The sequence below is a fragment of the Kluyvera ascorbata genome (assembly GCF_023195735.1).
Classification (GTDB): Bacteria; Pseudomonadota; Gammaproteobacteria; order Enterobacterales; family Enterobacteriaceae; genus Kluyvera; species Kluyvera ascorbata.
The window spans coordinates 1,634,952-1,647,291 of sequence record NZ_CP096201.1 but is presented as its reverse complement, the minus strand read 5'-3'; the positions used below and the strand labels follow the sequence as shown (position 1 = coordinate 1,647,291).

Annotated in this window: 5 protein-coding genes and 1 pseudogene; 2 read left to right on the top strand and 4 right to left on the bottom strand. The window is 52.5% G+C overall.

Going from position 1 to position 12,340, the window contains the following annotated elements; all coding sequences use genetic code 11:
• Positions 1–16 precede the first annotated feature (16 nt).
• Positions 17–1,069: an FAD:protein FMN transferase ApbE gene (gene apbE, locus MY052_RS07795; protein ID WP_248538496.1), complete on the bottom strand. Its 1,053-nt coding sequence runs from the start codon at positions 1,067–1,069 to the stop codon at positions 17–19.
• A 102-nt stretch (positions 1,070–1,171) separates the two neighbouring features.
• Positions 1,172–2,350: a porin OmpC gene (locus MY052_RS07790; RefSeq protein ID WP_248538495.1), complete on the bottom strand. Its 1,179-nt coding sequence runs from the start codon at positions 2,348–2,350 to the stop codon at positions 1,172–1,174.
• Between the two features lie 837 nt (positions 2,351–3,187).
• Between MY052_RS07790 and rcsD the strand changes: the two are divergent.
• Positions 3,188–5,863: pseudogene (gene rcsD / locus MY052_RS07785) on the top strand (phosphotransferase RcsD).
• A gap of 15 nt (positions 5,864–5,878) precedes the next feature.
• The gene (gene rcsB, locus MY052_RS07780; RefSeq protein ID WP_035892628.1) at positions 5,879–6,529 is read left to right on the top strand and encodes a response regulator transcription factor RcsB; all 651 of its coding nucleotides are present in this window, start codon (positions 5,879–5,881) and stop codon (positions 6,527–6,529) included.
• A 72-nt stretch (positions 6,530–6,601) separates the two neighbouring features.
• Here rcsB and rcsC read toward each other — a convergent pair whose 3' ends face one another.
• Both rcsC and gyrA read right to left on the bottom strand, forming a co-directional pair.
• Positions 6,602–9,445, bottom strand: a complete 2,844-nt coding sequence (gene rcsC / locus MY052_RS07775; protein ID WP_202217553.1) for a two-component system sensor histidine kinase RcsC — start codon at positions 9,443–9,445, stop codon at positions 6,602–6,604.
• A 160-nt stretch (positions 9,446–9,605) separates the two neighbouring features.
• Positions 9,606–12,242: a DNA topoisomerase (ATP-hydrolyzing) subunit A gene (gene gyrA, locus MY052_RS07770; RefSeq protein WP_035892625.1), complete on the bottom strand. Its 2,637-nt coding sequence runs from the start codon at positions 12,240–12,242 to the stop codon at positions 9,606–9,608.
• Between the last annotated feature and the right edge of the window lie 98 nt (positions 12,243–12,340).

Below are 12,340 nucleotides of genomic sequence, written 5' to 3'. Positions count from 1 at the left end.
CCCGCAATCTTGCTTTTTAATTTTTCCCGCTCACCAGAAAGGCGCTGAACTGCGGCGACATCCAGGTAGTGAAGCCATCGCCCTCTTTCATTATCATGTATACCGCCAGTCCCTGCTCACGGACGACCTGCTGTGCTTTTTCCGTGCCCAGCACCATCAAACCGGTATCCCAGCCGTCGGCTTCCAGCGCGGTTGGCGCAATCACGGTGACCGAGACCAGATTATGGGTAATCGGTCGCCCGGTTTGGGGATCAATAACGTGCGAGATCCGTTTTCCGTCGAGCTCGTAGTAATTACGGTAGCTGCCAGAAGTACTGATACCGTGACCGTTGATGTCCACGATGGCCTGCACCGCATTTTCCCGGTCAGTCGGTTTTTGAATCGCCACGCGCCACGGTTGGCCTTCACCATTCATTCCGCGGCTGACCAGGGCTCCGCCAACCGAAACCAGGTAGCGGGAGATCCCTTCTTCAACCATCAATCGTGCCAGATGATCGGCCGCGTATCCTTCGCCGACGGTTGATAGATCAACGTAAAGATCGGGAATCGATTTTTGCAGATACTGTTGGCCCGCGCGGTTGATAACCGTCAGCTTTTCCAGGCCGGTACGAGCCTTCGCGGCATTAATCTGCGCTTGGGTCGGGGTTTTCACCGGCTGTTTATCCGGACCAAAGCCCCACAGATTCACCAGCGGCCCCACGGTAATATCCATCGCGCCCTGGGTTTTCTGCCCAATACGCAAAGATTCGGTGACGATATCGGCCATGCCTTCGCTCACCGGCCACGGCGTCATGCTTTGCGACTGATTAAAGCGCATCAACGCCGAGTCGCTCTTCCAGGTCGACAGTAGCTGATCGTCACCATCGAGCAGGGTTTGCACCTTCTGACGCAGCTCTTCCACTCTGTTTTGATCGACGCCTACCACGCTCACACGCCAGAACGTGCCCATGGTTTTACCATCAAGCACGGTCACCTGTGCCTTCGGGGTTGCTGGTGTGCTGGTATTGTCACAGCCTGCCAGCAAAATAACGATGCCAAGCAGCATCGTGCGTAAAATTGTCATATCCATCCGTTATTACCCTCCTGCAATCGGCGCAAGAGTACACTAATTCACGAAAATCAGGCATTAAAAAAGGGGCCAAAGGCCCCTTTTGTTCCGGTGTTAACCGAATTAGAACTGGTAAACCATACCCAGAGCAACGATGTTGTCGGTAGAGATACCGGCTGCCTGAGTGAAGTCGTTTTTGTCCAGCAGGTTGATTTTGTAATCAACGTAGGTAGACATGTTTTTGTTGAAGTAGTAAGTCGCACCCAGGTCGATGTATTTCAGCAGATCCTGGTCGCCGTAGTTCTTGCCTACGCCACCGTTGCTGATGTCCTTACCTTTAGACTGCAGGTAAGCGATGGATGGACGCAGACCGAAGTCGAACTGGTACTGTGCAACCACTTCAAAGTTCTGCGCTTTGTCAGCAAAACCGTAAACGTCAGCGTTCGGAGAACCGCCGAAACGAGTTGCGTTGTAGGTCTGGGTGTACTGAGTTGCCAGGTAAATGTTGTTAGCGTCGTATTTCAGGCCAGCAGAGTAGGTCTCAGCACGGTCACCGCTGCCGTAGATTTTGCTGGTGTCGCCAGTTGCAACGCCGTTGTCATCACGTACGATGTAGACGTTGTTGTTCTGATCGGAGGTACGTTTGGAGGAAGAAATTGCACCACCAACGCTGAAGCCTGCGCCCAGATCATAGGTCAGGGAGCCGCCGAAGCCTTCACCGTTCTGTTTCAGAGGCTGACGACCGTTAGCGGTCGCGCCTTCACCGGATACGCTGCCGTTTTTACCCTGATACTGCAGAGCAAAGTTCAGACCATCAACCAGACCGAAGAAGTCGGTGTTACGGTAGGTTGCAACGCCGTTAGCACGGGATTGCAGGAAGTTGTCAGAACCGTAGGTGTCGCCGCCGAATTCCGGCAGAACGTCAGTCCAGGAAGTTACGTCGTAAACAACGCCGTAGTTACGACCGTAGTCGAAAGAACCTGCATCTGCAAAACGCAGACCCGCGAAGCCAACACGAGTCCAGGCCTGATCGGAAGAACCTTCAGTGTTGTTCGCCTGAACGTTGTATTCCCACTGGCCGTAACCGGTCAGCTGGTCATTAACCTGAGTTTCACCTTTGAAGCCCAGACGAACGTAGGATTGGTCGCCATCGTTGCCGTTGTCACTAGAGAAATAGTGCAGACCATCAACTTTACCGTACAGATCTAATTTGTTGCCGTCTTTGTTATAAATTTCAGCCGCATTTGCTGCGCCCGCTACCAGCAGTGCTGGTACCAGGAGGGACAGTACTTTAACTTTCATGTTAATAACCCTCTGTTGTTATATATATGCCTTTATATATGCCACTGCTTACTGATTAACCCTCATTAATCAGTCGGCAGACCCATTGTGCTGTAAAAATTAGAATAATCCAATAAGAATATGATACGAAAACCCATGAAATGTTTCATTTATCTACATAGATGTTTCAAAATGTAAATTCAAGGGAACTTTTATAAGCACAAAAAGCCTGGAAAAATAGCACTAATAATCAAAGATAAGAAAAATAAATTCACTAAATCAATGATTTAAAAAACAAGAAGGGTATAGCACTGAATGGTAAAACAAAACCTTCACCTACAACTAAAATAGTCATCGCTATCATCATTAACTTTATTTATTACCGTCATTCAGTTCTGAATGTCTGTTTACCCCAATTTCAACCGGATGCTTCGCATCCGGTTTTTTTTACCTTTCTTTACGCAAACTGAACAGAAATGTGCTACCTCACACAAATTATAACGACTATTAATTAATCACATTGCATACAATTCCCTTCGCCTGAAAACTTGTTTATTAATAATGTCTTGTTATTTAGTGCTATTTTTTAGTCATTATTCGTAAATAACTGTACAATAAGTGTTACATTGTACAGTTATTACGCAACATAATATTTCCCCATCGTTCCGCTGCAGAGCGCCCCCTTCTTGTTACTGTTACCACCGCAATGCTTACGCAGAATTCGCCGCATTGATGCAACCTGAAGGTTTTTTTGTATATACTGCCAACAGTGCAAAAACAGGGTTTTCACATCTCAATGCCGCTACTGGCTTGAGCATATCCTCATTCAGATGCCGTTATGATGGGTTACACACGCCAATGAGTCAGTCCGACAAGACGAGCCCGACGAAATTCTCCCTGCTTCCCGGGAGCATTACGCGTTTCTTCCTTCTTATGATCATCGTTCTGTTGGTTACGATGGGCGTGATGATTCAAAGCGCGGTTAACGCGTGGCTTAAAGATAAAAGCTACCAGATTGTCGACATGACGCATGCCGTACATAAGCGTATTGATACCTGGCGCTACACCACCTGGCAGATCTACGACAATATTGCGGCGGCGGGCACCAATGCCACCCCCGTAGACGGCCTGCAGGAAACTCGCTTAAAGCAAGATGTCTACTATCTCGAAAAGCCGCGTCGTAAAACGGAAGCGCTGATCTTCGGCTCACACGACAGCGCGACGCTCGACATTACCCAGCGTATGTCGACCTATCTCGATACGCTGTGGGGCGCGGAGAACGTGCCCTGGTCGATGTACTATCTCAATGGCCAGGACAATAGTCTGATCCTTATCTCAACCCTGCCGCTCAAAGATCTCTCTTCCGGTTTTAAAGAATCGACGGTAGGAAACATTGTTGATTCACGCCGCGCCGAAATGCTGCAACAGGCCAATACGCTGGATGAGCGTGAAACCTTCTCATCCTAGCGCCGCCTGGCCTGGCAGAATGGCCGCTACTTTACCCTGCGCACCACGTTCAACCAGCCAGGTCATCTGGCGACCGTCGTTGCATTTGATTTACCGATAAACGATCTGGTGCCGCCAACCATGTCACTGGACAGTTTCCGCATGGAGCCCGATCCGGTCCAGAACGCACAGCGCGCCCAGGATAAAGATCCAAGCGATAGCGTCTCCATCAATTTTAATAGCTCACGTATTGAAATAACGTCGGCGTTGAATGGCACCGGCATGCGTCTGGTGTGGCAAGTCCCGTTTGGTACACTGCTGCTCGATACCTTCCAGAACATCATGCTGCCGCTGCTGCTGAACATTGGCCTGCTGGCGCTGGCGCTGTTTGGCTACTCCACGTTCCGCAATTTACCCACCCGCGGCGGCAACACCAGTACGCCGTCTACCGGAACCAATAATGAGCTACGCGTGCTACGTGCAATAAATGAAGAAATTGTCTCTTTGCTGCCGCTGGGGCTGCTGGTGCATGACCAGGAATCGAACCGGACGGTGATCAGCAACAAAATTGCCGATCATCTGCTGCCGCATCTCAATTTGCAGAACATTACCAGCATGGCGGATCAGCATCAGGGCGTGATTCAGGCCACCATTAATAATGAGCTGTATGAGATTCGTCAGTTCCGCAGCCAGGTCTCCCCACGCACGCAGATCTTTATTATTCGCGATCAGGACCGGGAAATTCTGGTAAATAAGAAGCTCAAACAGGCCCAGCGTCTGTATGAGAAGAACCAGCAAGGCCGTACGGCATTTATGCAGAATATCAGCGATACGCTGAAACAGCCGATTAAGGCTCTGGCGGCCGAAGCCAGCGCTATCGATACCCCAGACAGCCAGAAACTGGCGAACCATGCCGATCTGCTGGTACGCCTGGTGGATGAAATTCAGCTCGCTAACATACTGGAAAATGACAGCTGGAAAGGATCTTCTACACAGTTCTCTCTCCAGGAACTGATTGATGAAGTCGTGCCCGAGGTTCTGCCGTCCATTAAGCGCAAAGGGCTACAGCTACTGATTAACAACCAGCTTCCAGCCAAAGAGCAGCGACACGGCGACCGCGACGCGCTGCGCCGTATTCTGCTACTGCTGATTCAGTATGCCGTAACCACCACCCAGATAGGTAAAATCACGCTTGAGGTGAATGCCGATGAATCAGCCGAAGAGCGCTTAACCTTCCGTATTCTTGATACGGGCAACGGTGTGTCGCACGGTGAAGTCGACAACCTGCACTTCCCCTACCTAAACGACACCCAGTCCGATCGTTATGGCAAAGCTAACGCCCTCACCTTCTGGCTTTGCGATCAGCTGGCCCGTAAGCTCGGAGGTCATCTCAATATTAAGGCGCGAGAGTCGCTGGGAACCCGCTACACCCTGCACGTCAAAATGCCGGTGCGCGAAGAGGATATGGAGTCAGAGGAACAGCTGCTGGATGATGTTGTGGTGATGGTCGACATCACTTCAAACGAAATTCGCAACATTGTCACCCGACAGCTCGAAAGCTGGGGCGCGACCTGCATCAGCCCGGATGAGCGAGCTACAAGTCAAGAATATGATCTATTTTTAACAGATAATCCGTCTAATCTTACTGCTTCGGGCTTGCTTTTAAGCGATGATGAGGCTGGGATACGCAAAATTGGCCCGAGTCAGCTGCGTGTGAACTTTAACATGAGCAACGCCATGCAGGATGCCGTACTCCAGCTTATTGAAGAGCAACTGGCGCAGGAAGAAGTGACGGAATCGCCGCTGGGCGGAGATGAAAGTGCCGAGCTTCAGGCCAGTGGCTATTATGCTCTGTTTGTGGATACGGTACCGGAAGATGTTAGCAGGCTGTATACTGAGTCTGCGGCAAAGGATTTTGCTGCTCTGGCACAGACAGCTCACCGCCTTAAGGGTGTGTTTGCCATGCTAAATCTGGTACCTGGCAAGCAGTTATGTGAATCGCTTGAACATCTGATTCGTGAAAAAGATGCTTCAGGCATAGAAAAATACATCAGCGACATTGACGCCTACGTCAAGAGCTTGCTGTAGCAAGGTAGCCTTTACATGAACAATATGAACGTAATTATTGCCGATGACCATCCGATTGTGCTGTTCGGGATTCGTAAGTCTCTGGAGCAAATTGAATGGGTTAATGTTGTTGGCGAATTTGAAGACTCCACTGCGCTAATTAACAACTTACCGAAGCTTGATGCCCACGTCCTGATTACTGACCTCTCCATGCCTGGAGATAAGTACGGTGACGGTATTACGCTGATTAAGTACATCAAACGCCACTTCCCAGGTTTGTCCATCATCGTGCTGACCATGAACAACAACCCGGCGATTCTGAGCGCGGTGTTGGATCTGGATATTGAAGGGATTGTGCTGAAACAAGGGGCACCAACGGACCTGCCAAAAGCGCTGGCTGCGCTGCAAAAAGGCAAGAAGTTTACCCCAGAGAGCGTTTCTCGCCTGCTGGAGAAAATCAGCGCGGGTGGTTATGGCGACAAGCGCCTGTCACCAAAAGAGAGCGAAGTTCTGCGTCTCTTTGCTGAGGGTTTCCTGGTGACCGAAATCGCGAAGAAACTGAACCGCAGCATCAAAACCATCAGTAGCCAGAAGAAGTCGGCCATGATGAAGCTCGGCGTGGAAAACGACATCGCGCTGCTGAACTACCTCTCCTCCGTGACGCTTTCGCCGTCAGACAAAGACTAAACCTGTTGCACATCGGGCCTGCTTTACGTAGGCCCGATGTGCGCAGCGCCATCGGCGCTACCCATAAATACCTTATTCCCGTGCTTTACGGACGCGTGCGGCATACACCGTTAATGTCTGCTTGAGCACATCCAGGGTGACCGGTTTTGACAGGCAGCTGTCCATCCCAGACTCCAGACAGCGCTGCTTCTCTTCGGCCAGCGCATTGGCGGTGACGCCAACGACCGGTAGCGTCAACCCCAGTTGGCGAATACGCTGTGTCAGACGATAGCCGTCCATATTTGGCATGTTGACATCACTCAGCACAATATCGATGTGGTTCTTACTCAACACATTCAGCGCATCGACACCGTCGTTGGCGGTTTTACACTGATAACCCAACGATCCTAGCTGATCGGCCAGCAATCGGCGGTTGATAGGATGATCGTCGACCACCAGGATCATCATATCGTCGTTGCTATCTGCCGGTTGTTCATGCGCTGGCAGCTCCGCGGCATCGCCCGTCTCTACCTTCACGCGATAAATACGTCCCAGCAGCGTCATTAATTCATGCGGTGATACAATGCTGTGCACCCACTGCCCCGGCGCGTACTCCTGCGGAATACCAATATGCCGGCGGCAGAAGACCACAGCGGCCCTGCCCGCCCACGGCTGAGACAGCTCATCATCGGTGATAAGCAGATCGTCCGGCTCTGGGGTTTCGCCGTCATAGAGACGAACGTCAATGCCGTGCCAGCTGAGCAACGAATGAATAAAGTCAGAGAGAGAAGCGTTGCGCACCGCCAGCCAGCAGCGAATTTTCGCCAGCCCGTCAATCGCCAGCGGCGTGGAATCCTGCTCACCATAGAGCGGAATACGCAGCGTAAACTGGCTGCCCATGCCCGGCTCGGTATCCACCGCAATATCGCCGTCCATCATGTTGACCAGCTTCTCACAGATAGCCAGCCCCAGACCGGTCCCCTGGAAGTTGCGCTGCACCCCGGTTCCCACCTGGAAGAACGGGTCAAACAATCGCACCACCTCTTTCGCCGGAATACCGACGCCAGTATCGCGAATGCTGATGCTCAGGTAATACCCTTCCCGTTTCAGGTGTAAAACGATACAGCCGATATCGGTAAACTTGATGGCATTGCTCAGCAGGTTGGAAATCACCTGCTGCAAACGCATCGGGTCACCCAACAGCTTCATCGGCACGTCCGGCTCGATAAAGCAGTACATGCCAAGCTGTTTTCTGACCACCAGCGGCAGGTAGTTAGCGGTGATATGGTTCATCACCTCTTTTGGCGAGAATTCGCGCGGTTCAATTTTCAGCTGCTCGGATTCAATTTTCGAGAAGTCGAGAATGTCGCTGATAATCTTCAACAGCAGCCCGGAAGAATTATTCATCGCCGTCACCAGACGGTCAACACCCTTTGGCAACTCTTTGGTTTGCAACAGATCGAGGTTGCCGATAATCCCGTAGAGCGGCGTACGCAGCTCGTGGCTGACCGTTGCCAGGAACATCGACTTCGACTGACTCGCCTGCTCCGCGGCCTGCGCCATCTCCTGCAATGACTCTTCCATTTTGACGCGCGAGCTGACGTCTACCAGCACACATATCGCCACGTTTTCGTTGCGGTAGCGCGAATGGACGAAGCTGATTTGCAGGTTGGTATTGTTGCTGGTCAGCACATCGACGAAATTCACCTGTTGGCCGCAGATAATCTGCGTCAGACGCTGACGGTCCTCGTGCGTCAACATATTGAGATAGTTGTGCGCCAGTTCGTTACTCAGGATATTGGTGCCATCCTGGGTGCGCAGGATACAGATCCCCACCGGGGCAGAGGCGACAATTTTACGGTTGAACTGCTCGTGCTCTTCCAGGCGCAGCGCGTCAGATTCAGCAGGTAAAAAGATGCGGCGCTCGTACATTCGCGCCATGGTAAACAACGCAATACCCGTCAGCAGATTCAGCAACAGCGCGTTCAGCACCAGAATGCGAATGCGCTCCAGCACCACATCCAGCGGCACCGAATAGACAATACTAAGTGAAGAAGGCAACAGCGTTTTTTTCAGCACCAGTTCGCGATAGCCTGAGGTGTAGCCAAACCACAGCCGTTCCTGTAAGCCCCGTGGGCTGATACGCATTTTGGTGTCCGGCCCCGCCAAGGAAATCAGCGTATTGCCGTTATCATCGAGAATGGATACCCCCATCGGCATACTGCCTGGGGTAAAGAAGTTTTCCGCCCGCATGGTCTGCTCAACGCCAAGCAGCGCCTGCAAGCGGTTTGCCTGGTAAACCGGCGTCAGCGCATAGAAATACCCCACGCTATGTCGCGGCCCCTGCCCAACCCAGAACAGATTGCCCCCGCGGTCATCCTGCGGGGCATTACGATAGGCAATAATACGTTCGTGCAGCGCCTTCAGGGCTTCACTGCGATCAACCGGCATTTCACGCAGGCCAAAATTGGCCATACAGAGATTCTCGCTACCGATTAAAAAGACGCGATTAAGATCGTACGTGGCCGAGAAATTTTCCCGCCAGTAGCGCAAGAACCAGGCCAGCGACTCCAGCGGGCCGCGCCAGGTGGTATCGAGCGTGCCACAGTCAGAATCGGAGAACAGCGGCTCAAAATCAGGAATTTCAGCGCTATCTTTTGCCAGCCCGCCGGGCAGCACGCCATTTACCGCCGTCAACCGGTTTTCGGCAATGTACTTGAGCTCCTTAATCACATCGGAGGTTCGCTGGAAGTATCGCTGAGCCTGATCGGAGTTGAGGTTGAATTCCTGACGGATTTCAGACTCTTTTTGATGCAGGGCATTCACGATATAGAAAACGGAAATCAGCGCGATAAGCAGCCAAAGCAGCAGCGCCAGAGCCCGAAACAGGTAACGTGAAACTTTCAGCGTTGTGCGAAAGGAGACAAGATATTTCAAAGTGGCGAAACTCCGCCGTTGAGGGTCAACAGGATGTGGTTAAGGTAGCGGGAAAAGCCGTTAGCCGCAATCAGAGAGTCGCCTAACCGACTCCGGGTATACCGCAAACATAAAAAAAAGGGCCGGTTTTCACCGACCCTTTCTCAACGTTGCTCAACGATTACTCTTCAGCATCGTCCGCTACGTCGTCATCGCTCTCGGTTTCTGGCGCGATATCATCGTCGCCTTCCGCCACGCTACCGTCGATAGCGTCCAGCTCTTCGTCGTCAACCGGCTCGGCCACGCGCTGCAGGCCCACGACGTTTTCATCTTCCGCAGTACGGATGAGGATTACGCCCTGGGTGTTACGCCCTACCACGCTGACTTCCGACACGCGGGTACGCACCAGCGTACCGGCATCGGTGATCATCATGATCTGGTCACAGTCGTCGACCTGTACCGCGCCCACCACGGAGCCGTTACGCTCGGTGACTTTGATAGAGATAACGCCCTGTGTCGCACGCGACTTGGTCGGATACTCTTCAGCAGCGGTACGTTTACCGTAGCCGTTCTGGGTGACGGTCAGGATAGCGCCTTCGCCACGTGGAACAATCAGCGATACCACGCTGTCTTTTTCCGCGAGCTTGATACCGCGTACGCCGGTCGCAGTACGACCCATGGCACGAACGGCATCTTCTTTAAAGCGCACCACTTTACCGGCGGCAGAGAACAGCATGACTTCATCGGAACCGGAGGTCAGGTCAACGCCAATCAGTTCGTCGCCTTCGTTCAGGTTAACCGCGATAATACCGGCAGAACGTGGACGGCTGAACTCGGTCAGCGCCGTTTTCTTCACGGTACCGCTGGCGGTCGCCATAAAGACGTTCACGCCCTCTTCGTACTCGCGTACCGGCAGGATGGCGGTGATACGTTCGTTCGCTTCCAGCGGCAGCAGGTTGACGATCGGACGGCCACGCGCGCCGCGGCTAGCTTCCGGCAGCTGATAAACCTTCATCCAGTACAGACGACCACGGCTGGAGAAGCAGAGGATCGTGTCGTGGGTGTTGGCCACCAGCAGGCGGTCGATAAAGTCTTCTTCTTTAATACGTGCAGCTGACTTGCCTTTACCGCCACGACGCTGAGCTTCGTAATCGGTAAGCGGCTGATATTTGACGTAACCCTGGTGAGACAGCGTTACTACAACATCTTCCTGGCTGATCAGATCTTCGATATTAATATCGGCGCTGTTGGCGGTGATTTCAGTACGACGTTCGTCACCGAACTGTTCGCGAACCAGTTCCAGTTCTTCACGGATCACTTCCATCAGACGCTCGGCGCTGCCCAGAATGCGCAGCAGTTCTGCTATCTGTTCCAGCAGCTCTTTATACTCGTCGAGCAGTTTTTCATGCTCAAGGCCGGTCAGTTTCTGCAGACGCAGATCCAGAATCGCCTGTGCCTGCTGTTCGGTCAGGTAGTATTTACCGTCGCGAACGCCAAACTCAGGTTCCAGCCATTCCGGACGCGCCGCGTCATCACCCGCACGTTCCAGCATCGCAGAAACGTTGCCCAGCTCCCACGACTGCGCCACCAGGCCCGCTTTCGCTTCGGCCGGGGTTGGAGCGCGACGGATCAGTTCAATGATCGGGTCGATGTTAGCCAGCGCAACGGCCAACGCTTCCAGGATGTGCGCGCGGTCGCGTGCTTTACGCAGTTCGAAAATGGTACGGCGAGTCACCACTTCACGGCGGTGGCGCACGAACGCAGCGATAATCTCTTTCAGGTTCATGATCTTCGGCTGACCATGGTGCAGTGCAACCATGTTGATACCGAAGGAAACCTGCAGCTGGGTCTGGGAGTAGAGGTTGTTCAGCACCACTTCCCCAACCGCGTCGCGTTTCACTTCAATCACGATGCGCATACCGTCTTTATCAGACTCGTCACGCAGCGCGCTGATGCCTTCAACGCGTTTATCTTTTACCAGCTCGGCGATTTTCTCGATCAGGCGCGCTTTGTTCACCTGATACGGAATTTCGTGCACGATGATGGTTTCACGACCGGTTTTGGCGTCGGCTTCGACTTCCGCGCGGGCGCGAATGTACACTTTCCCACGACCGGTACGATAGGCTTCTTCAATCCCGCGGCGGCCATTAATGATGGCGGCAGTCGGGAAATCGGGGCCTGGGATATGTTCCATCAAACCTTCGATGGTGATGTCTTCGTTGTCGACATATGCCAGACAGCCGTTGATCACTTCCGTCAGGTTGTGCGGTGGAATGTTGGTGGCCATACCTACGGCGATACCAGAGGCACCGTTAACCAGCAGGTTAGGAATTTTGGTCGGCATTACATCTGGAATACGTTCGGTGCCGTCGTAGTTATCGACGAAGTCCACCGTCTCTTTTTCCAGATCGGCCATCAGCTCATGGGCGATTTTCGACATACGGATTTCCGTATAACGCATCGCTGCGGCGGAGTCGCCATCGACAGAACCGAAGTTACCTTGACCATCTACCAGCATGTATCGCAGTGAGAATGGCTGTGCCATACGGACGATAGTGTCATAGACGGCAGTATCACCATGCGGGTGATATTTACCGATCACGTCACCCACGACACGGGCTGATTTTTTGTAGGCTTTGTTCCAGTCATTGCCCAATACGTTCATGGCGTAAAGTACGCGACGGTGTACCGGCTTCAGGCCATCTCGGACATCCGGCAGCGCACGGCCAACAATGACCGACATCGCGTAATCCAGATAAGAGTTCTTAAGCTCTTCCTCAATGTTGACCGGTGTAATTTCTCTCGCAAGGTCGCTCATCTAACCGCTATCCCTCTACTGTATTCCCGGATTCAAAGGTCGCAAATTATAACACATTAGCGTAAAGACAGGTAAACCCATTAGCACCCCGCGAACGC